This is a genomic window from Streptomyces peucetius, assembly GCF_025854275.1.
Classification (GTDB): domain Bacteria; phylum Actinomycetota; class Actinomycetes; order Streptomycetales; family Streptomycetaceae; genus Streptomyces; species Streptomyces peucetius_A.
Genome location: NZ_CP107567.1, coordinates 2,269,661 through 2,290,864, shown reverse-complemented (window position 1 = coordinate 2,290,864; position 21,204 = coordinate 2,269,661). Strand labels below are relative to the sequence as shown.

The window sequence follows — 21,204 nt, the reverse complement described above, 5'->3', positions numbered from 1 at the left end:
GTGTGCTCATGGCATGCGCGCGCTTGCGGTGTGGTCACTCGAGGTTCCATGAGGAAAGGTTCTCCAGTGAACGCTTCTCATCCTGAGCTCCAGGCGATCTCGATGGCGTGAACGGCGGCGACCGTGCGGCCGATGCGGTTGGTGCTGCAGCGGGCTTTGCGGAGGATCCGCCATTGCTTGAGGCGCGCAAAGGCACGTTCGCCCGGCGCCCGCAGCCGGGCGTGGTCCCGGTTGAACTGGGCGTACTTCTCGGGAAGGTCTCGGCCGTAGTAGGGGGTGCGGACGGTGGCTCCGGCTCCGCGGTAGGCCCGGTCGGCAAGGACGAGGAGCTGACGGGACAGACAGGCTTGGATCACACCGTGTGCGCGGGCTGCGGTCAGGTCGTGCGTGCGGCCGGGCAACGCTCGCGAGAACCACAGCGGTGTCCCGTCCGGCGCGGCCACGACCTGCACGTTCATCCCGTGACGGCGGTGCTTCATCGAGTAGTACGGCTCGTCCGCCGCGATGCGGTCGGTGGCGATCAGGGTGCCGTCGAGGATGACGAACCCCTCCGGCGGCAACTCGCGCAGGGCCTCGTGCAGGCTCGGGGCGCGCTCGGCGAGGATGTCGACCGTTTCGCTCACGTAGCGGCCGGCGGTCGCGGTGGAGACGCCGAACCCCGCTGCGACCTGGGCCAGAGTCTCGTTCTTGCGCAGGTGCACCAGGACAAGCAGGGCCTGCCGGAAGCAGCCCAGCCTGCGCCAGCGGGAGTTCAGCTCACACCTTCGGGCGTAGATGAGCCAGGAAACGTGCTCCACGACCTCGTGCGGGACGTCGAGCATGGCACGATGCGGGACCAACAGGGCTCCTGTGTCGAGACGTTGGCGAGTGAGATCACCAGCCGAAACGACCAGGAGCCCTGCCGCGTTACGGCCCCCGACCGCCAGCCGTCATCACCCGCGAACCACAGGATGAGAAGCGTTCAGTGAGCAATAAAACCATCCGTAGGTACGGCGTGAAAGCGGCCACGCTCGTTTCGGTGGGCACGCTCGCGGTAGTGCTCAACGTCGTCTCGAGCACTACGGCCATCGCCGACGCGATCCACCGGTCCGGCAGCGACCACACCCTGGGACTGCCGGGTCCGAACGGCGCCGTGAGTGCCGACCGCGACAAGGACAGGGACCGTGACAAGCGCGGCCCGCAGGGCAAGCGGGGCCCCCAGGGTGCTGAAGGTCCCCAGGGTCCTCAGGGTGCTGAAGGTCCCCAGGGTCCCCAGGGTCCTCAGGGCGCTGAAGGCCCCCAGGGTCCTCAGGGGGCTCAGGGTGCTGAAGGCCCCCAGGGTCCTCAGGGGGCTCAGGGTGCTCAGGGTGCTCAGGGGGCTCAGGGTGCGACCGGCGTTCTCACCACCGTCCAGGTGGAGGGAACGGTCGTAGTAGCTGAGGGCGGCGGCGGCACGGCGACATCCACCGCGACGTGTCCCGCCGGAAGTGTCGTCACAGGCGGCGGGTTCGTCGTCGTTAACGAGCCGGGGACCGATGTCGCATACCAGCTCATTGAGACCCAGAGGGGCCCTGGCGACTCGTGGCAAGTGACCATCGAAGGCGAAGATGACGCCGCCTTCTTCGCCGTCGCGGAGTGCGCCACATTGAGCTGATGCTGCCGGCAGGCAGGTGCTGGAAGAGAACAACGGCGGTCATGGAGGCAGCAGGACAAACGGAGGGTCGTTCGAAAGCGCCTGCCTGCCGTTCTTCACCTACGGCATCTGCCATCGAGATGTCGTGACCATCGACGACCAGCACATGGTCAGCATCGTGGTCACGAAGTCGGGCTCGTGACCACCCCTCAATTTGATCAGCTTCACGAGCGGCTACACGGTGTCGCCTTGGGCCTGGCCCACGAATGGCTGCAGGGCACCTATCTCGCCGTCGACCTCCCGCCCGGAACAGACCCGGATCCTCTGACCGAAACTCAAGGATCCGCGGAGGCAAGGCGCTCTCTTCTGGGAGGTCGACTCGTAGACCAGCCGATCATTCTGTTAGAGGTTCCAAGGCGTGCCAAGTACTCCGACGATGGCAGTGACCATGGCAGCTGTGGCGGCACCCATGCACGCGGACCTAACGGCTAGCTACCGTCGCTGGCTCCGAAACTCTTCGGCAGCCCTGTTCACCGTCCTGCCTGACATCCACCCCTGACATCAACGACGGCGGACAGCAGCGGCAACGAGCAGTCGACAACGACCCAGTCTCATGTACATCCATGTGTCGCCAAGCCCGGCTGATCGAACTCACAAAGCAGATGTCGGCGGTTCGAAACCGTCCGCGCCCACCAGCCGAAGGGGCCCGACCGACACGACGCTGACTCTGTCGGGGATCTTGGCGGTCTGCTCAGTTTCTGGCGGACCGCCAAGACCTCGGCCGGGTGATTCCGTGCTGGTCCAGGTAGTTCTGGAAGGCGGTCGGTGGCCGGGACGAAGGTGCTTCTCTGGTCGGCGGCCGTCGGCTGAGGCGCTCGATGTTCGCGGCGATGGCTGTGAACACGTGCTGTAGGTGGGTTTTGTGCTGTCCCCGGTAGCGGCAGCGGCGCATGCCGTGTCCGTGGGCGAGTTCGTTGATGGTGCCTTCCACTCCGGAGCGGACCGCGGAGCGGGCCTGCCATTCGGGTGTCTGTTGCTCGGCGCGGACTCGGAGTTGCAGGTCACGGAGTTCTCGCGGGGGAAAGCCCACGGTTCGGGCGCTGTCGGTGGTGGTCGTGCAGCGGGTGCGGGCCGGGCAGGGAAGGCACTGGCTCTTGGTGAACCGTGCCACGATCAGAGGTGCCGCGGTGGGTGAGGAGGTCGGATAGGGGCCGTGCCATCCCGCGCTGGTCTCGCCCTGCGGGCAGGTGACCTGCCGGCGGTCGAAGTCGATGTGGAAGTCGTCGCGGCCGAAGCCGTCGTTCCTGCGGTGCTGGCGGGTGGAGTTGACCGGCAGCGGTCCGGTGATCGTGACCTGGTGTTCGCGGGCTGCCTGTTCCAGATGGGCCAGGGAGGTGTAGCCGCCGTCGACCAGCTGCTCGGTAGGCAGCAGCCCGCGGCGCTTGAGCCGGGTGTGGATGCCGGGCAGCGCCTTCGCGTCGTAGCCGGTGGCGTCGGTGGTGGCCACATCGGTGATCACGTTGACGCCGTCAGGATCACAGGTCTCGGTGAGATGTGCGACGAACCCTGTCCAACGGGTGACATGTCGGCGGCGCGCGTAGCGGGCCGTCGTGTCGTAGGGCGAGACGACTGTGACGGCCGAAGGCGGCAGCCCGCCGTCCTCGGTGGTGCGCCAGCGCAGGCGGCCGGCCCCGTCGCGGTAGTGGTTCTGCACCATGATCCGCCGCAGGGCCTGGACCCGGAGACCGGACAGGCGATCCGCCCCGTGCTCCCCGACGTGCTCCAGCAGCCGGACGGCGTCGCCGCCTGTGGCAAGGATCCTGGTCTTGGGGCGGGTGGGGTTCTTGCCCAGACGGACCGGACGGCCGTAGCGGCGCCCCCACTCCTCGTCGACCAGAGCGGCCAGCAGATGCGGAGCTGTGCCGGCCAGCTCTTCCAGCGCGGCGCGGACGGCCTCGGTGACCAGTACCAGCCGGGTCAGTTCGCGCACCGCGGCCAGGACGTGGGTGGAGTCCGTGCGCTGGGTGGTGCGCTCGCCAACGAGACCGGCGTCCTTCAGGCGCGCGAGCGCGAGGTCGAGGAGGCGGTCGGCTCGGCCGCCCTCGGTGAGACGCTCGCGGAAGTCGGCCGGCACGCTGTGGTGGAAGCCGGGATCGTCCAGTTCCATGGCCGGCGCGTACTTGAAATCGATGCGGCAGCGGACCGCCTCGGCCGCCTGCCGGTCCGACAGACCGAGCAGGAACTGCAGCACGCAGACGGTGGCAAGCTGGGCGGGCGAGAGCCCCGGACGACCACCGCGCGGATACCAGTCGGCGAAGTCCTCGTCCCGCCACAGCCCGCCCAGGCGGTCTCTCACCCACATCGCCGTCGTACCGCCCGGGTTGCTCGCTCGTGCATCCGCACGGTCAGAGAAGGGACTTGCTCACCAGAACGGGCACGGAGCGACAACGGGCACCTCGACAACTGCATCGGTCCTTGAACAGAGCCGAGCATGCCCGTTGATCACGCTGCCCCGCCGGGGATCCTCAAGATCCCCGACAGAGTCAGCGTCAGACACGGTCGGCCCCTTCGCGTGCCATTTCCATGTCACAAGGCATCGGTGGCGCTGCGGCAGGAAAGCCCCTTGCGGCTTCTGAGCTCGCCAGGCATGCGAAGTTCGATCTCGATGAGTACCCCGCCGACATCTGCCGGTGCAGGTGTATCGGGGTAGGCGTGATGGGGAGTGGCCGCCGGCGGCGGGGCAGTGAGGTTCAAGGCGGCTCGCTCCGCTCGCCGCGCGCGGCCCCGGCTCCAGCGCCGGGCCCCGACGCCCCTGTCTCCGCCCTGCTCCCGGCCCCGGCTCCGCCGGCCGCGCGGCTGGAGCGAGCACACCCGATGCAGTGGACGGTAGCCCGCTGTGGCTGGGCCCGGTCGGCTCCACGGCTTTAGCCGGTTTTAGGCAGGCTTTAAGACTCCACCGACCTCAGTGCGCCAGCTCAGGCGGTCACGCCTCAGGACACAACGAGCCGACGTAAGCGGATGGGGCTGGGATGAGCTGGGCAGCAGTGGGGTTCGATCTAGTCGTAGGGGCGGCACTGCTGGCGGTGGCCTGCAACGTCCGGGACTCCGCGTGGCGCGTGCATGGGTTCTTCGCCAACACTGTCGGAGTGAGTCGCATGTTCACTCCGATCACTGTCCAGCTCACATGCGGCGTACTCAGCGCCGTGATGGTTGGCCAAGTCGCCTTTGCCTTGATGTAACTCTCGTGCCCGAGGCGTGCCCGATCGGCCGGTTGACGGGCGGGGAAGTGCAGGGTCACCGACACACACGCCCAGGTCGGCTCATCCGCATGGCTTTGTTCACGAGTATCGACAGCAGTTGTTCACCGTCTCGGGAGGCACCCAGATGCGCCCTGAGGCGATGTTCATGAGAACGGGAGGCACCGGAAAGTCCGGCCTCGTTGAGCCACCGTGATTGACCCTTCGCTCCGGGGTCACGGCCCTTCCGCCAGCCGCCGGATTGTCCGCCAGCGTGGTGCCTCGTCATCCGGGACGTCCGGGGAGGCGAAGTGAAACGGCACATCAAGATGGTCGGCCAGCGCCCGGCCTGCCTTGGCGACGGCAACGCCAGGCGGAGAGCCGTCAGGGTGGTGGTAGACGGTCGCCAGGTGGCTCTCCCCGTCTGGGGAGTCCAGGACCGCGACCAGGAGCACGAACCAGTCGTGCACGGTATCGCCGTCCCAAAACGCCTCCACCGCCACCACACGGCCCGGGAGGGCTGCGGCGCGCGCTGCGAGTGACGCAAGGTCGAGCGGATCGGGCGGTGTGCGCTGCACTCGGTCGCCGAGGGCCTCGTATCGCGCGTGAACCACCCGCTCGGCCTCGTGCAGGCCTACCCCCAGCGGACGCAATGCCTCCCAGACGCACTTGACCGCCGACAGTCGACGATCCCGCAGCACGTCGGCGTCGACCTCCCGACAGGTCCGTTCCTCCAGGTAGGCCCACCAGCTGCTCACTGGGCCACCAGCCGGGATTTCAGGGTGCGTCATAGGCCCGAACGTACGTCAGGGCCCGGAGCGCCGACCCAACCGCCCCTTGGTGCTGTCGAATCTCGTGAACATTGCGCTCCGGTCTCATGGGCTTGCTGCCTCCAGAATCGGTGTCAATGCGCTGTCCAACCTCGTGGACAAAGCCATCCGCAGCTCAGCCGCCATCCGCATACGGCGTCTTCCAAACTAGGGCTCCAAGTCCGTTGTGCCGACACTTGGACGTGACCATGAGGCGTCGCCTGCCGTGGCTAGCGCGCACTTGTGAGAACAGGGCGCCCGCCGTGACGATGAGCGCGTCGGCCCATCGATGAAGAGGGCATACGCGCGGCTGATGTCGTCTGTGTCAGGAAAAATCGACCGGTGCTGACCGCCGACGACACTTCAGTCTGCTCATGGGGCCAGCCTGAGGAACTCGTTCATGCCGTACGGGTACAGCCATGGGCTGAGGCCACCGGCTTGGAGTCGGTCCACCGCGATCAGCGCGTCGGCCGCGGTCTTGCAGCGCGGATGCCGCGTGGCAAAGGTGGCGATGCGGGCTCGCTGGGTGGGCAGCCAGGCGGCGATCACCTGGGGGTCGCCGCCATACCACCACGTGAACTGGAGTTCCTCCCAGAGAAGGTCGGTTGCCCAGTCGAGGGCGAGGCGGACGAGCCCGGCGTCCGCCTCGGGGCCGGCAAGCCCACCAATGTGCTCCAGCCACGGCTCCATACCACCCGTTGCGTGGGCGATTCCTTCCAAAAGGTCGGTGATATCAGAAGGGGGCCGACCGTCAACCAGAGCGATCGCCAGCAGGGCTCGGAAGGCTTGTTCTACAACGGCACGTTCGGGTGCAGGCCGGTCCACGAACTTGGCCCCGTGCTGGTCGAGATGACTGAGTTCCCCAGACGGATCGGCGCCATGGCCCTCCGGCCCCCAGTAGCGCAGCGCACGGGGCATGAGACGACGCCACAGGACGGGGTACTGGTCCGCTTCCCAGTGGCTGACGACCTCACGCATGAAATGCCCCAGGAGATCGTCTGGTACGGCAGCGGGATCGCCACCAAGAATGCGCAGCTCCGACTCCGGGGTGCAGTAAGTGCAGCCGTCCACCGGGCGGTCAATCTCGGGAGGTACGCGAAGACCCGATCAGCCTCGGCCAGCGCGTGCCGCCACATCGTGTACGGATCGGGGTCAAGGAGATCGGACATGGTACGACCTGCCGAGGGGACTCCGCACAGGGGAACTGGCGAAGAGCGGGACTTTACCACTTGGCGATATCCGAGGCTCCAGCCTCGCCCTGACATCCAGGCTTGACATCAACGACGCCAGTCGCCAGCAGCCAAGAGCGACCCCCGACGACCGTGCGTCCCGCGTCCCTGAGTGCCGTTACGCCCCTCTGATCGAACTTACTCCGAACTGCTGTTGGTCTTGGGCTTGTCGAGGTCGGCCACGAGCAGCCCGGCGGGCCGGTGGCGATGCCGACGTTGAACGCGCCCGTGGGCCGTGCGGCGCGGATGCGGTCGGGGTCGGTGGTGGCGCGCTGCTCCCGTTTCACGTGCCCGCCGGCGCACTGGCCGGTGCGAGTGCAGGCGGGCTCTCCGTGCAGTGTGGGGCGCTTGCCGCCGAGCCGCAGGGGCAGGACGGGCACCGGCTGCGGCGCGGACGCGGTCGTGTGGGCCGGGTGTGGGTGAGGGTCCGAATCCTCCCGGGCAGGGTGACGAGTCGGACGCCGGGTGGCAGTTCGTGCGGCAGCATCTCCTCCTGCGCTGTGGTCGGCGTCTGGGGGACGGTGGTGATCTCGTACGGGGGCTGGGAGTGGACAACGGGGTCCCTTCAACGACGGCGGGCAGCACCGGGTGCTGCCCGGTGCCCTGCTTGTCGTGTCGCTCCCCGTCTGCCTTGTCGTGCGGCAGACCCCTTGTCTTGTCGCTGGTCGCCTTTCAGGTCACAAGCCGGCCGGCCCTCATTGGGCCACCCAGGGCCGCCCTGCTTGTGGCCGACGCCACAAGCGACAGACGGTCAGGCCGCAGGGCTTGTCGGTGGCTCGGCTACTGTGCGAAACGCTCGGCCGGACGGAGATCGGTAGGGACTCGCGGCCATGGGGGGTGGGTAGGAATGTCCCCGGCATCCAGCTCGGGACTGGAATGGGGATCCATGGCCCCACCCCCCACTTCCGCATGCTCTCCATGGGTCTTCCACGGCGGAGAACTACGGGTTGAGTTCGGTGGCGGTGAGGTTGGGACCTACGCCTACGGCCCTGATGCAAAAGCTCTGTACCGGGTGATGGAGTCGCTCCCGTGTTGCTGATCAAGCCCCACTCCGCACGCGTGGAGCCGCCCGCCACGCCCCGGACCGGGGCCGCGGGGCGCTACGTGACCGACGTGGTCGTGCCCGGGGCGAAGGAGGGAGTCGAGCGTCCGGTTTGACCTACCCGTGGTCAGCGAAGCCTGCCCGTCCGCTAGGGTGTTCGAGCTATCGACGGTCATATTGAAAAATCACAAATCGGCTGAAAATAATGACATCCACACTGACGCGAGGGTCTTCGCGGCAAGACGGCAGCCCTCGGTCGGCTGCATGGCGGCAACCACGCGTCATGCTGTGGGTCGCGGTGAGTGCGGTGGGCCTCGCATTCCTCGTCGCACTGGAGATCGCCGCGCGTCGGTACGGCGAGCGCGGGCCGATCACCGACCAGGCGCGAGAGCTGATATTCGCCCCCATGTCGGGGACCGTGCTGTACGTCAGCATGGCCCTGATGATGGTGGTGCTCACCTGGCGGCAGCGGATCATCGCGCTCGGCGCCGCGCTCGGCATCGACGGCGTGTTCTGGCTTGTGCGGTGGGCTGTCGGCGCCGAGATGATGATGGGCAACGGCGCGTTGTGGGTGACGCTGGCCTGTGCCGTCATCGCCGTCACACGGCGCACCGGGCGTGAGCGCGTCCTGCTGCTGAAAGGCGTCGGACTGGCCCTGCTGCTGGTGGCCGGCCGCAAGACCGGCTACACCTGGCTTCTGATCACGTCGGAGACGCGCCCGACGGTGCTCGACCAGTACGTGGCAACCGCCGATCACGCGTTGGGCGACCCGTCGTGGGTGGTGGGCCGGATCGTCGAGGCCACCGGGTCGGTCGGCGCCCACGTCCTCGACTGGGTCTACATCCAGCTCGCGGTGGGCGCGGTCGTCGTCGCGCTGTACCAGTTGCGGAACGTGGCGGTCGAGCGCCGCTTCCCGGGCCATCATCTGGTGCGCACGTTTCTGGTCATCGGCCTGCTCGGGCCGGGCATCTACATGATCTTCCCGGTGGTCGGACCGATCTACGCCTACGGTGCCGACGGGGGCCAGTGGGCGCTGGCCGACCTGTGGCCGAACACGCCGCCGCCGGTCGGCACCCCGCTCCCGATGCCCTTCGACGGGATCACCCCACGCAATTGCATGCCCAGTCTCCACACGGCGTGGGCCACCGCGATCTTCATCCACTCCCTCAAGGGCCCGTGGGCTCTGCGCTTCCTGGGCACGTTCTGGCTGACCGCCACGCTCGGCGCAACGCTGGGCTTCGGCTACCACTACGGCGCGGACATCATCGCCGGTGTGGTCTTCACGCTCACGATCGAGACGGCGCTGCGCGCGATGGACCGCGGCTGGGACCGGTCGGGTGTCCGCTTGGTGGTCCACGGCACCGCGGTGTTCATCGCACTCCTGGTGTCGTACCGCTATCTGCCGGTGGAGATGGCCGGACAGCCGTGGGTGTTCGGGCCGCTGCTCGTCCTGGCGACCGCCTCAGTGGTCTACGGCTACGTACGGACCACCAAGCGGTGGGAACGGGAGGGCGCGTCGGTGCATCTGCCGGGACCGCGACGCGAACCGCAGCCCGAACCGGTCGAGTCGAGCGGGGCCGGTACAGTCACCGCCGACCGAGTCGGCTAGGGCGCGACCATCTGGTGGCGGCTGCAAGTCGCTGCCGTGCGCGACTCGGGGCGCGGTCCGCACGCCATGGAGGGGGACGGTCGGCACGGCGCCGGCCTGCTCTAGAGTCGCCCGCGTGACTGAGCCCTCCTACCTCGCCGCGGTCCGGGAGTCGTACGACACCGTTGCCGCCGACTACGCGGAACTGGTCAAGAACCCGGGAGAGCTGGACCCTGTGTCCCGGGCGATGCTGGCCGCGTTCGCCGAGGTCGTGCAGGTGTCCGGACGCGGGCCGGTCGCGGACCTGGGGTGCGGGCCGGGCAAGATCACGGCGCATCTGGCGGAGCTGGGGGTGTCCGCCTTCGGCATCGACCTGTCCCCGAAGATGATCGAGCTGGCCCGGAAGGCGTATCCGGGCCTGAGCTTCGCAGTGGGGTCGATGACCGGGCTGGAGATCCGGGACAACGAGCTCGGCGGCATCCTGGCCTACTACTCCGCCCACCACACGCCGCCGGAGCTGTTGCCGGTCGTGTTCGCCGAATTCCGTCGCACGCTCGCCCCCGGCGGCCATCTGATGCTGGCCGGCCATGTGGGGGACGACGAGCATCTCCGCCCGACCCGGGCGTACGGCGGCCACCCGGTGTCCTACGAGTCCCACTTGCTGTCGCCGGATCGGATCGCCGAGCTGTTGGAACGCGCCGGACTCGTCGTCACCGCGCGACTCGTGCAGGCGCCCGACGAGGGAAGCAGGAGGACTGCCGCCACCTTTCTGGCGCGCAGACCTGAAGAGCCGTGAGCTCAGCCGTAGCGTTCGGCGGGTACGACCAGCCCTGACCGCAGAGACGTCAGGCAGGCGTCGTCGTTAGCGTCGTGACTCCCGGCCCGTCGAGTTCGTTCAGCGCGACCCGTCGTCCGGATACGGCCAGGAGCAGCGAGAGCGCGGTTCCGCTCACCTCCGGACCGGCTCCGACCGACAGGTCGACGTCCGTTGCCGTCAGCCGTACGCGGGTCATCAGCTCCTTGGCCCCGCCGAACGACGCCGGCGTGCGAGTCTGCAGGCGGAGCGCTCTGGCCACGGCCTCCTGCCGGTAGGAGCGGGTGAGACCCAAGGGCCGACGGATGTCCTCACCGTGCACGACCTCCTCGACGAGTCGGCTGTCGAGGGGCGCCGGAGGCGTCGACCGCCGGGAGGCCACCCGACGAAGCCGCTCCAACGTCTCCTGCGGTGAGGCGCAGCGCTCCCGCTCCACACCGCGTGTGTTCTGACGGTGGAAGTCGAACCCCGCCCGGACGAGGCCGGCCGCGAAACCGAGGCGCGTCGTCTTCGCCGTGTCGATCAGATGGGCGACCACGCAGTGCACGGTCCACCCCTCACACAGTGACGGCTTCTCCCACTGCTCGTCATCGAGGTGGGCGAGGTCGTCGATCAGCGCCGCGCGCTCCGCGTGCACCATCGACCAGACATCGTCCTTCACGGCTCCTCCTTCGCCCGACGGCACGGTCCGCAAGGCGAGACTCGCGGCACGGTCCGAACTCATCGCTACTGTGAGCCGGACAGCGCTCGCTCGCGCGACCGGGCCGGGCACGGACTGCGCTGCGCCGGCGGCGGAGTCCATGGGCCGCCGGCTGCCGTGGGCGGCATTCGGCCCGGTTGAGCGTCCCGGAGCCCGGCGTAGCCTGAGAGACGGGGCGTTACGGGGGGCGTGAGGAGGCTGCAGCATGGGCACGCCGACCGTCGCCGCGCGTGACATTCCCCGGACCTCCGCCGCGCGGGCGCGCGAGGTCAACGAGGCGGAGATCCGCGCCTCGCTCGCGATCATGGGGTCGCTGGGCGCCGACGCGTGGTCCAAGCCCACCGCGTGTACGGGCTGGACCGTGCGCGACATGGTCGCCCACGAGGTCGGGCAGTACGAGGAGTTGCCCAAGCCGTGGCTGATGGTCAGCCGTGTCCGGCATGCCCGGCGGACGCATCCGGGGCTCGGGGCGCTCGACGGGCACAACGAGACCCAGGTCGAGGAACGGGGCTGGACGTCCGGCCCCGAGCTGGTCCAGGAGTTCGCGCGGCTGGCCCCCCGGGGCGCCCGGTCGCTGCGGCGGATGCCCGCTCCGATGCGGCGGCGGATGAGGCTCAGCATGATCTTTCCCGAAGGGAAGGAGCTGCCGGAAGACTCCATGGAGTACTTGAACAGTGTCCTCGTCGCCCGCGACACCTGGATGCACCGGGTGGACATCAGCGACGCCACCGGCGTCGAGCTGGTGCTCGACGAGCACGACCGCGAGATCATGAACCAGGTCGTGCTGGACCTGGCGCTCGACTGGACCGGCCCGCCCTGCCTGCTGGAGCTGTCGGGTCCGGCCGGGGGACGCCACCGGCTCGGGAGCGGCCCGCCGGTCGCCACCCTGCGCGCGGACGCGGTGGACTTCGCCCGGCACCTGTCCGGGCGGCAGCCGCGCGGCGAGTTGCGGTACGAGGGCGACGAGGACGGGGTGGCGGCGCTCGTCACGGCACGCGTCCTGTTCTGAGCGGTGTTCCGCGTTCCGCGAGGGCCGCCCGCGGTCAGTGGACGAAGCTGTAGCTGAGCCAGGGGCCCGCTCCGGGGGCCGGGACGTCGGACGTCCCCGACGGTACGTAGATCGACTCGTCGCCGGAGCAGTCGTCCGTCGGGTAGACGAGGGCGTCGGCCTCCGTGCTGTTCTCGACCGCGACCGCGCCGGGGGACTCGAAATGGTGGCAGCCCGTGATCCGGGGGCTCGTCACCGTCGTGTGGTGCCCGTGCTCGCCCTCGTAGACGATCGTCCCCACGGCGGTCCGGTCGAGGCCCGAACAGCCCGCGGCGGTGAGGGCGAGGAGCACGGTCCCCGCGGCGACGGCGGCATGCCGGTAGGGGGTCACGGACATGGGGTGCTCCTCGTCCGGTCGGTAAGGGTCCTGGCGAAGGCCACCTTGCCGCTTCGTCCGGGCCAGGGCATCCGGGGAGCGGCCGGGCGGGGTAACGCCGGCCCCATGGGACGCCGTGAGCCCGGCAGCCGGAACGGGGGGCCATGGTGGCCCACTTGTGGCGGACTCGGCTATACAGTGTGAAAATCTTGCAACTTCAACGGGTGGGGGCCTTCGTGGCACTTTTCGGGAACGCGCACACGATCGATCCGGGGCAGGCGCAGCAGGAGTACGCGCGACTCCTGGGGCAGGGCGAGCGCGTGCAGGCCGCGTACATGCTCATACGCGACACGATCCTGTTCACCGACCGCCGGCTGATCCTCGTGGACAAGCAGGGAATCACCGGCCGGAAGGTCGAGTACCACTCGGTCCCGTACCGCAGCATCACGCACTTCGCCGTCGAGACCGCCGGTACGTTCGACCTCGACGCGGAACTTAAGATCTGGATCTCCGGCAACTCGGTGCCCATCGAGAAGACGTTCACCAAGGGCGTCGACATCTACGAGGTGCAGGCCATCCTGACGCAGTTCGTGGCACGTTAGCCGCCCGTACGCGTCCACCGGACGCCCCGGCCGGCTACCCGGTGGCCGGGGCGTCGTCGCGGCGGAACAGGGCCGTCCACAGGAAGGGCTCGCCGAAGTACTCGGAGCCGGGCGCCTCGTCGCGCATACGGCGCAGTTCGACCTCCGTCAGGCCGGAGAAGATCCGGCGCAGCGACTCCGGCGTGTAGGCGAGGCCGCCGTGGAGGCCGGGGCGGCCGCCGCGGTAAAAGTCCGCGTCGGGGAGCTCGCTGCCCATCGCGCCGGACGCGAAGCAGGTGAGCGAGAAGTGGCCGCCGGGTGCGAGGACCCGGTCGAGCAGGGCGAGGTAGCTGACCCGGCGGTGGGGCGGCAGATGGTGGAAGCACCCCGAGTCGTGGATCAGGTCGTACGGGCCGCCGAGTTCCGCGGCGGTGAGCTCGAAGGCGTCGCCGCAGTGGAAACGGACGTCCGCCCCTGCCTCACGGGCGCGTTCCTCGGCCCAGCCGAGGGCCGTCGGTGAGAGGTCGACGGCGTCCACGTCGAAACCGGCCGCCGCCAGGTGCACGGCGTTGCGCCCGGGACCGCACCCCAGGTCGAGCGCCCGGCCGGGCCTGATCAGGCCCCGTTCGAGGTTCGCGGCCAGGCTCTCGTCCGCCTTGTCCACGAAGAACGGCACCGGCTTGGTGCGGTCGGTGTAGAAGTCGTCCCACCAGGTGGATCCCCCGGCCGTCCAGCGGTCGGCCTCAGGCGCGAACAACTCGTCCATGAGCTTCAGTACGTCGTCGACCGTGCGTATGTTCCGGTGCATCCGGGCCCCTTCCGCGTCACCGCAACGATACGGTCGGAAAGGGTGAAAGCCCAGCTCAGAGCAGGTGCGGCGAGGGTGCAGGCGCCCGATGGCGAGGCTCTGACGGCAGCGGGCGGGGTCTCACCCCACGCGTCGCGCGCACTACGCCGCAAGGCGGCGCCGAGGGCCGTCGCGGAAGCTTTCCGGGCGGCGCCGGGACCGGTTTCCGTGCTGGTTTCCGTACGGCCCCGCAGCCCGCCGACCGGGCTCCGCACGCCCGCCGACCGGGGGCCGTCGGCCCGAACCGGCCCGGGGGCGAGCGCCGTTGTCGCCCGGACCGCCCCCGGACCGTTGTCCCGCCCACGCCTACGGCTTGCGGCCCACCGCTCCGTACGCGTCCACCGCGGGCGCCTCGGCCGCCGACGGGTCGTCAGTCTCCGGGCGCCACCGGGTGACCTGGACGACGCCCGGCTCCACCAGGTCCAGGCCGTCGAAGAACCCGGCGATCTCGTCGACGCCGCGCACGTAGTACGGCACCGCGCCACTGGAGTTGTACGCGGCGGAGGCGGCGATCATGCCCTCGCTGGTCGCGGTGCTGTCGCTGATCACCAGGTAACTGCCCGACGGCAGGCCCGCCATGAGCCGGCCCACGAGCTCCTTGGCCCGGTCGTACTCGGCGACGTGGCCGAGGGTGTTGAGGATCATCAGCGCGACGGGCTGCGACAGATCCAGCGTCCCCCCGGCGGCCTTGATGATGCTCTCCGGGTCGTACAGATCGGCGTCCAGGTACGCCGTCCTGCCCGCGGGGGTGCTGGTGAGCAGGGCCCGCGCGTGGGTGAGTACGAGCGGGTCGCTGTCGACGTAGACGATGCGCGCGTCCGGGGCGACGCGCTGCGCCACCTCGTGGGTGTTGTCGGCGGTGGGCAGGCCGGTGCCCACGTCGAGGAACTGGCGGATGCCCTGCTCGCCGGCCAGGTGCCGGACGGCACGGCCGAGGAACTGGCGGCTCGTGCGCGCGACGTCGACCAGACCGGGGAAGATCGCCTTGATGTGGTCGCCGGTCTCACGGTCGATCTCGTAATGGTCCTTGCCGCCCACGAAGTAGTTCCAGAAGCGGGCGGAGTGCGGCTTGGTCGTGTCGATCCGGGCGCGTATGTCCTCGGTGGCGGCGAGTTGGTGGGCGTGTTCAGACACGAGAGGGCCTCCTGGGCACGAACGATTCCTCGACCTGGCTCCCAACCTAGACCAAGCAGGCTCGGCGAGGCTTGTGCCGCGGCGGTTCAACTCGTGTGCCGGCCAGTGGTTTTGCCCCGTCTCACCCCAGGGACGCCAGGAGCTCGTTGCACGCCTGCTCACAGCTCCGGCACGCCTCGGCGCAGACGCGGCAGTGCTCGTGCATGTCGGCGTGGCTCTCGCACTCGTCGGCGCACGCCTTGCAGGTGGTGGCGCACGCCTGCACGATCGCGCGGGTGATGTTGGCGTCGTAGCCGGTGTGGCGGGAGAGGACGGCGGCGGTGGCGGCGCAGATGTCGGCGCAGTCCATGTCGGTGCGGATGCACTTCGTCAGATCGCCCACCATGCCCTCCGACAGACAGGCGTCCGCGCAGGCGGTGCACGCCTGGGCGCAGGCGACGCACTCCTCGATGCACCGGGCGAGGGCCTCCCGGTCGACGCCGCCGAGGTCGGCGGGGTAGGTGTTCAGCATGTCCTTCACGGACGTGGTCATGGCCATGGTGACCTCCTGGTTCGTGCTCGTCGGACGGCGCGCCGGGGCAACGGCGCGCGGGACGGGTAGCACGGTGCGGGCGTCTCCAAACAGGACAGGAGGGCGTCGGCCCGGCTTCACGCCGCGGCGCCGGCCCGGAGCAGGTCGTTCATCTCCTGTGCGGACATCTCGGCCCCGTACAGGCGCGACCCCGGCTGATGGCTGCGGCCACCGTGGCCGATGTCGCCGGCGTCCACCGGGTCGAAGCCGATGTCCCGGATGAGTCCCGCGACCACGGCCTTGGCCTCCGTGTCGGTCCCGGAGACGGGAATGGCCAGCCGGCCCGGTTCGCCCTTGCCGCGGCCCCGGTCGCGAAGGTTCTGCCAGTGGATCGCGTTGAACGCCTTCACGAGGTCGGCGTCCGTGTGGGCCCTGATCTTCTCGCTGGAGGTGGTGCTGTCGTCGTCCAGGTCGGGGTCGTGCCCGTCGCGCTCGGGAGAGTAGTTGCAGGTGTCGATCAGGACCTTGTCCTTGAGGGCGTCCGCCGGCAGCTCCTTGTAACGCCCGTACGGAATGCTCACCACGACGACCTGGCCGAACCCGGCCGCCTCCCGCACGGTGACCGCACGCAGCCCGCCGCCGATCTCCTCCACGAGCCCGGCCAGCGTGTCCGGCCCCCTGGAGTTGCTGATGACCACGCCATGGCCGATGCGCACGAAGTGGCGGGCCAGGGTGGAGCCGATGTGACCTGCGCCGATGATGCCGATCTTCATGAGGGTCTCCTTCTCGCAACGCTCCTGAGCCGTCGTCCCGACCGGGGCCGCGCAGCGACGAGTGCCCGGGCCGCCGACGCGGAAACGACGGTGTGGCCGGGTCGGCCGGGCACCGGGGGAGGGCCGAGTTGCGAGGGGCCGTGGGGGGCGGATGGTGGAGGTGGTGCCGGTTGCCGGTGCGGGCCGGTGCGGGCCGGCGCCGGGGAGTGGAAGGGAGCCGGGGCATGGCCGAACGCCGCAGGAATGTACGGGGCGTGGTCGCCGTCGTGGTGCTGCTGGTCGTGGCGCTGACCGCCTGGCAGGGCGGGGCGACTGCGGGCGTCCGGCAGCCGACGCCGTCCGTACCGCCGATCACGCTCAGCGGTACCGGGCAGGAGGTGACCGAGGAGTTCGCGCTGACCGGCGGGCTGGCCGTCGTACGGTCGGAGTGCGCCTCGTGCACGGAGAACTTCATCGTCGAGCTTCTCGACGACCAACGCCAGGTCAAGGACCTCGTCGTCAACCGGGTCGGGTCGTACGAGGGCACCAAGGGTGTCGGGGTGAGCGCGGGGGACCATGTGCTCCAGGTGAACGCGAACGCTCCCTGGACCGTCGAGATCACGCAGCCGGGGAACCAGCCGTCGGCCGCCCGGCTGCCGCAGACCTGGTCGGGGAACGGGGACCGCCTCGAAGGGCCCTTCGCCGCGGACCAGGTGGTCACCGTGACGGCGAACCACACCGGGGACAGCAACTTCGTCGTCGCGGTCATCGACGCGCGGGGCAGGGCCCAGGACCTGGTCTTCAACGAGATCCGGGACTTCGAGGGATCGGCCGTCGCCAGGATGCCGGGAGAGGGTCCGTACTACGTCAACGTGACCTCGGAAGGCGACTGGACTCTGACCCTGACCGAGCCGTAGGGGCCGCGGGGCGGCCGGTGCGCTGTGGCATGATCTGCTGACTTCGGTCCGCGGCGGACCGCCGGCAGCACAGCAGGGGTGGCGATGAACGTGTACGTGGGAATCCCGGTCGGCGTTCTCGCCCTGGTCGTGGCCGCCCTGGGAGTCGTCGCCGTACGCACCGGGTGGCTGCTGCCGGCGCAGCGGAAGCACGTCGTGCGCCCGCGGCTGTTCGGCTGGGCGCAGCTGCTCGTCGCCGCCGGGCTCGCGTTGCAGGTGGCCGCCGTGGTCCTGGTCACGGACCCGGCGGCCCAGGGGTACGTACGGTTCGCGGGCCTCGCCGTGATGCTGGTGGCGCCCGGCATGATCTGGGCCGCGCAGCGGCCGGCCCGCGCCGCCGCCCGCTGACGCGGCCCGCCCGGCCCGCTACGCCTCGTCGTCCTCCAGGGCGCCCTCGGTCTCGAGGAAGACCTGCCGCAGCTGCTCCAGCACCGCCGCGTCCGGCTTCGCCCACATGCCCCGGGACTCCGCCTCCAGCAGCCTCTCCGCGATGCCGTGCAGCGCCCACGGGTTGGCCTGCTGGAGGAACGCGCGGTTCTCCGGGTCCAGGACGTACGTCTCGGTGAGCTTGTCGTACATCCAGTCCGCGACGACGCCCGTCGTCGCGTCGTACCCGAAGAGGTAGTCGACCGTGGCCGCCAGCTCGAAGGCGCCCTTGTAGCCGTGGCGGCGCATCGCCTCGATCCAGCGCGGGTTGACCACTCGGGCGCGGAAGACGCGGGAGGTCTCCTCGACCAGCGTGCGGGTGCGGACCGTCTGCGGGCGGGTGGAGTCGCCGATGTACGCCTCGGGGGCCGTGCCGCGCAGCGCGCGGACGGTGGCGACCATGCCGCCGTGGTACTGGAAGTAGTCGTCGGAGTCGGCGATGTCGTGCTCGCGGGTGTCCGTGTTCTTCGCGGCGACGGCGATCCGCTTGTACGCGCTCTCCATCTCGGCGCGCGCCGGGCGGCCCTCCAGACCGCGGCCGTACGCGTACCCGCCCCACACCGTGTAGACCTCGGCCAGGTCCGCGTCCGTGCGCCAGTCGCGGCTGTCGATCAGCTGGAGCAGGCCCGCGCCGTACGTACCCGGCCGGGAGCCGAAGATTCGGGTCGTGGCCCGGCGCTCGTCGCCGTGCTCCGCCAGGTCGGCCTGCGCGTGGGCGCGGACGAGGTTGTCGGCCGCCGGCTCGTCGAGCGAGGCCGCGAGGCGGACCGCGTCGTCCAGGAGACCGATCGTGTGCGGGAACGCGTCACGGAAGAAGCCCGAGATGCGCAGGGTGACGTCGATCCGGGGGCGGCCCAGCTCCGCGAGCGGTACGGGCTCCAGGCCGGTCACCCGGCGGGAGGCGTCGTCCCACACGGGGCGGACACCGAGCAGTGCCAGCGCCTCGGCGACGTCGTCGCCGGCCGTGCGCATGGCGCTGGTGCCCCACAGGGACAGGCCGACGGAGGTCGGCCAGGCGCCGTTGTCGGCGCGGTAGCGCTCGAGGAGCGAGTCCGCGAGGGCCTGGCCGGTCTCCCAGGCGAGCCGCGAGGGGACGGCCTTCGGGTCGACGGAGTAGAAGTTGCGGCCCGTCGGCAGGACGTTGACCAGCCCGCGCAGCGGAGAGCCCGACGGACCGGCGGGGACGAAACCGCCGTTCAGGGCGTGCACCGCGTGGTCGATCTCGTCGGTGGTGCGGGCCAGCCGCGGCACGACCTCCGTCGCCGCGAAACGCAGGATCGCCGCGACGTCCCGGCCGTGCGAGTGCGGCACCGCGTCCGGGTCCCAGTCCGCCGCCTCCATCGCCTCGACGAGCGCACGGGCCGTGGCCTCCGCCTCGTCGGCGCTCGTACGGGTCGCCGCGGACTCGTCGAGGCCCAGCGCCTCACGCAGGCCGGGCAGGGACTGCGAGCCGCCCCAGATCTGCCGGGCGCGCAGGATGGACAGCACCAGGTTGACCCGCTCGGGGCCGGTCGGCGCGCCGCCCAGCACATGCAGTCCGTCACGGATCTGCGCGTCCTTGACCTCGCACAACCAGCCGTCGACGTGCAGCAGGAAGTCGTCGAAGCCGTCGTCGTCGGGGCGGTCGTCCAGGCCCAGGTCGTGGTCGAGCCGCGCGGCCTGGATCAGGGTCCAGATCTGGGCGCGGATCGCGGGCAGCTTGGACGGGTCCATGGACGAGATCTGCGCGTACTCGTCCAGCAGCTGCTCCAGGCGCGCGATGTCGCCGTACGACTCGGCGCGCGCCATCGGCGGCACCAGGTGGTCGACGAGCGTCGCGTGCGCGCGGCGCTTGGCCTGGGTGCCCTCGCCCGGGTCGTTGACGAGGAACGGGTAGATCAGCGGCAGGTCGCCGAGCGCGGCGTCGGGCCCGCAGGCCGCGGACAGGCCGGCGTTCTTGCCGGGCAGCCACTCCAGGTTGCCGTGCTTGCCCAGGTGGATCATCGCGTCGGCGCCGAAACCGCCGTCGTCCGCCGACGCGGCGATCCAGCGGTAGGCGGCCAGGTAGTGGTGCGAGGGCGGCAGATCGGGGTCGTGGTAGATCGCGATCGGGTTCTCGCCGAAGCCGCGCGGCGGCTGGATCAGGATCAGCAGGTTCCCGCGCCGCAGCGCGGCGAGCACGATGTCGCCCTCGGGATTGCGGGAACGGTCGAGGAACATCTCGCCGGGCGGCGGGCCCCAGTGCCGCTCGACGCCCGAGCGCAGCTCCTCGGGGAGCGTCGCGTACCAGCGCCTGTAGTCGGCGGCCGGGATACGGACCGGGTTGCGGGCGAGCTGCTCCTCCGTCAGCCACTCCTGGTCGTGGCCGCCGGCCTCGATGAGCGCGTAGATCAGCTCGTCGCCGTCACCGGACTCGAGTCCGGGGACCGGCTCGTGCCCGAAGTCGTAGCCCTCCTCGCGCAGGCGGCGCAGCAGCGACACCGCGGAGGCGGGGGTGTCCAGGCCGACCGCGTTGCCGATGCGGGAGTGCTTGGTCGGGTACGCCGACAGCACCAGCGCGAGGCGCTTGTCGCTGTTCGGGATGTGGCGCAGCCGGGCGTGGCGGACCGCGGTCCCGGCGACGCGGGCGGCGCGCTCGGCATCGGCGACGTACGACGGGAGGCCGTCCTCGTCGATCTCCTTGAAGGAGAACGGGACGGTGATGAGCCGGCCGTCGAACTCGGGCACGGCCACCTGGCTCGCCGCGTCCAGCGGGGACAGGCCCTCGTCGTTCTCCTCCCACGCCGCACGCGACCCGGTCAGGCACAGCGCCTGCAGGACGGGTACGTCGAGGGCGGCGAGCGCGCCCGCGTCCCACGACTCGTCGTCGCCGCCGGCGCTCGCGTCCGCCGGGCGGGTGCCGCCCGCGGCGAGCACCGTGGTCACCAGGGCGTCGGCCTCCCGCAGCTGCTCCAGCAGCTCCGGCTCGGGGGCGCGCAGGGACGCCACGTACAGCGGCAGTGCGCGGCCGCCGGCGTCCTCGATCGCGCCGCACAGGGCGTCCACGAAGGCGGTGTTGCCGCTCATGTGGTGGGCCCGGTAGTAGAGCACCGCGATCAGCGGGCCGCCGGGGTTCTCGGAGCGGGGCGTGCGGGGGAGCCGGCCCCAGGTGGGGGCGGCGGCCGGTGGCTCGAAGCCGTGACCGGTGAGCAGCACGGTGTCCGACAGGAAGCGGGCCAGCTGCTCCAGGTTCGCCGGGCCGCCGTGCGCGAGGTAGGCGTGGGCCTCCGCGGCGATGCCGATCGGGACCGTGGAGGCCTCCATCAGCTGGGCGTCGGGGGCCTGTTCGCCGGTGAGGACGACGACGGGGCGGTCCTGCGCGAGCAGCAGGTCGATGCCGTCCTGCCAGGCGCGCAGTCCGCCGAGGAGGCGGACGACGACGAGGTCCGTGCCCTCCAGCAGGGCCGGCAGATCCTCGAGCGCCAGGCGGGTGGGGTTCGCGAAGCGGTACGGGACCGGGCCGGTCGCGGCGCGTGCGCTCAGCAGATCGGTGTCGGACGTCGACAGGAGCAGGACGCTGGGGCTGGGCTGTGCGGGGCGTCCCTCGGACGGGTGCGACATGCGGCGTCTGGCCTTCCTCGGGGT

General features: G+C 70.3%; 18 protein-coding genes and 1 pseudogene. 7 read left to right on the top strand and 12 right to left on the bottom strand.

Annotated features, from left to right (window positions below; translation table 11 throughout):
• Positions 1–77: 77 nt before the first annotated feature.
• Positions 78–821: a transposase family protein gene (locus OGH68_RS10520; RefSeq protein WP_413471087.1), complete on the bottom strand. Its 744-nt coding sequence runs from the start codon at positions 819–821 to the stop codon at positions 78–80.
• 828 nt (positions 822–1,649) lie between these two features.
• Here OGH68_RS10520 and OGH68_RS10515 point away from each other — a divergent pair.
• Positions 1,650–1,814 carry a DUF4265 domain-containing protein gene (locus OGH68_RS10515; RefSeq protein ID WP_264243111.1) on the top strand — a complete coding sequence of 55 codons (165 nt, stop codon included), beginning with the start codon at positions 1,650–1,652 and terminating at the stop codon, positions 1,812–1,814.
• A 549-nt stretch (positions 1,815–2,363) separates the two neighbouring features.
• Here the strand turns inward: OGH68_RS10515 and OGH68_RS10510 are convergent.
• The 4 genes and pseudogenes from OGH68_RS10510 to OGH68_RS10495 form a co-directional block, all read right to left on the bottom strand.
• Positions 2,364–3,968, bottom strand: coding sequence for an IS1182 family transposase (locus tag OGH68_RS10510; RefSeq protein WP_264243110.1), 1,605 nt, complete (start codon positions 3,966–3,968; stop codon positions 2,364–2,366).
• Positions 3,969–5,084: 1,116 nt separating this feature from the next.
• Positions 5,085–5,639, bottom strand: coding sequence for a hypothetical protein (locus tag OGH68_RS10505; protein ID WP_264243109.1), 555 nt, complete (start codon positions 5,637–5,639; stop codon positions 5,085–5,087).
• 390 nt (positions 5,640–6,029) lie between these two features.
• Positions 6,030–6,635 carry a hypothetical protein gene (locus OGH68_RS10500; RefSeq protein WP_264243108.1) on the bottom strand — a complete coding sequence of 202 codons (606 nt, stop codon included), beginning with the start codon at positions 6,633–6,635 and terminating at the stop codon, positions 6,030–6,032.
• Positions 6,636–7,030: 395 nt separating this feature from the next.
• Positions 7,031–7,266: pseudogene (locus OGH68_RS10495) on the bottom strand (bifunctional DNA primase/polymerase); the annotation flags it as partial.
• A 945-nt stretch (positions 7,267–8,211) separates the two neighbouring features.
• On the opposite strand from OGH68_RS10495, the gene OGH68_RS10490 reads away from it, so the two are divergent.
• Complete coding sequence (locus OGH68_RS10490; protein ID WP_264243107.1) at positions 8,212–9,537, top strand: phosphatase PAP2 family protein; 1,326 nt, start codon at positions 8,212–8,214, stop codon at positions 9,535–9,537.
• A 115-nt stretch (positions 9,538–9,652) separates the two neighbouring features.
• On the top strand, positions 9,653–10,312 hold the full coding sequence (locus tag OGH68_RS10485) for a class I SAM-dependent methyltransferase (protein ID WP_264243106.1): 660 nt from the start codon (positions 9,653–9,655) through the stop codon (positions 10,310–10,312).
• A gap of 49 nt (positions 10,313–10,361) precedes the next feature.
• Here OGH68_RS10485 and OGH68_RS10480 read toward each other — a convergent pair whose 3' ends face one another.
• Positions 10,362–10,970 carry a maleylpyruvate isomerase family mycothiol-dependent enzyme gene (locus tag OGH68_RS10480; protein WP_264250006.1) on the bottom strand — a complete coding sequence of 203 codons (609 nt, stop codon included), beginning with the start codon at positions 10,968–10,970 and terminating at the stop codon, positions 10,362–10,364.
• 265 nt (positions 10,971–11,235) lie between these two features.
• On the opposite strand from OGH68_RS10480, the gene OGH68_RS10475 reads away from it, so the two are divergent.
• Positions 11,236–12,039 (top strand): maleylpyruvate isomerase family mycothiol-dependent enzyme, encoded by an 804-nt coding sequence (locus OGH68_RS10475; RefSeq protein ID WP_264243105.1) that lies wholly within the window; start codon positions 11,236–11,238, stop codon positions 12,037–12,039.
• Between the two features lie 34 nt (positions 12,040–12,073).
• Here the strand turns inward: OGH68_RS10475 and OGH68_RS10470 are convergent, their stop codons facing one another.
• Positions 12,074–12,415, bottom strand: coding sequence for a hypothetical protein (locus OGH68_RS10470; RefSeq protein ID WP_264243104.1), 342 nt, complete (start codon positions 12,413–12,415; stop codon positions 12,074–12,076).
• Between the two features lie 215 nt (positions 12,416–12,630).
• Here OGH68_RS10470 and OGH68_RS10465 point away from each other — a divergent pair, with 215 nt between their 5' ends.
• Entirely contained in the window at positions 12,631–12,996 is a 366-nt protein-coding gene (locus OGH68_RS10465) for a PH domain-containing protein (RefSeq protein WP_264243103.1), read from the top strand.
• 34 nt (positions 12,997–13,030) lie between these two features.
• Here the strand turns inward: OGH68_RS10465 and OGH68_RS10460 are convergent, their stop codons facing one another.
• The 4 genes from OGH68_RS10460 to OGH68_RS10445 all read right to left on the bottom strand — a co-directional run bounded on the left by OGH68_RS10460 (position 13,031) and on the right by OGH68_RS10445 (position 16,240).
• Positions 13,031–13,783, bottom strand: a complete 753-nt coding sequence (locus tag OGH68_RS10460; RefSeq protein ID WP_264243102.1) for a class I SAM-dependent methyltransferase — start codon at positions 13,781–13,783, stop codon at positions 13,031–13,033.
• Between the two features lie 345 nt (positions 13,784–14,128).
• Positions 14,129–14,956: an SAM-dependent methyltransferase gene (locus tag OGH68_RS10455; RefSeq protein WP_264243101.1), complete on the bottom strand. Its 828-nt coding sequence runs from the start codon at positions 14,954–14,956 to the stop codon at positions 14,129–14,131.
• A gap of 121 nt (positions 14,957–15,077) precedes the next feature.
• Positions 15,078–15,488, bottom strand: a complete 411-nt coding sequence (locus OGH68_RS10450; protein ID WP_264250005.1) for a four-helix bundle copper-binding protein — start codon at positions 15,486–15,488, stop codon at positions 15,078–15,080.
• Between the two features lie 116 nt (positions 15,489–15,604).
• The gene (locus OGH68_RS10445; RefSeq protein ID WP_319020192.1) at positions 15,605–16,240 is read right to left on the bottom strand and encodes an NADPH-dependent F420 reductase; all 636 of its coding nucleotides are present in this window, start codon (positions 16,238–16,240) and stop codon (positions 15,605–15,607) included.
• A 224-nt stretch (positions 16,241–16,464) separates the two neighbouring features.
• On the opposite strand from OGH68_RS10445, the gene OGH68_RS10440 reads away from it, so the two are divergent.
• Together OGH68_RS10440 and OGH68_RS10435 are read left to right on the top strand one after the other, a co-directional pair.
• A complete protein-coding gene (locus OGH68_RS10440; protein ID WP_264243100.1) occupies positions 16,465–17,136 on the top strand; it encodes a hypothetical protein in 672 nt (223 codons plus the stop codon).
• 84 nt (positions 17,137–17,220) lie between these two features.
• Positions 17,221–17,523 carry a hypothetical protein gene (locus OGH68_RS10435; RefSeq protein ID WP_264243099.1) on the top strand — a complete coding sequence of 101 codons (303 nt, stop codon included), beginning with the start codon at positions 17,221–17,223 and terminating at the stop codon, positions 17,521–17,523.
• 18 nt (positions 17,524–17,541) lie between these two features.
• Here the strand turns inward: OGH68_RS10435 and cobN are convergent, their stop codons facing one another.
• Entirely contained in the window at positions 17,542–21,180 is a 3,639-nt protein-coding gene (gene cobN, locus OGH68_RS10430) for a cobaltochelatase subunit CobN (RefSeq protein WP_264243098.1), read from the bottom strand.
• Positions 21,181–21,204 lie beyond the last annotated feature (24 nt).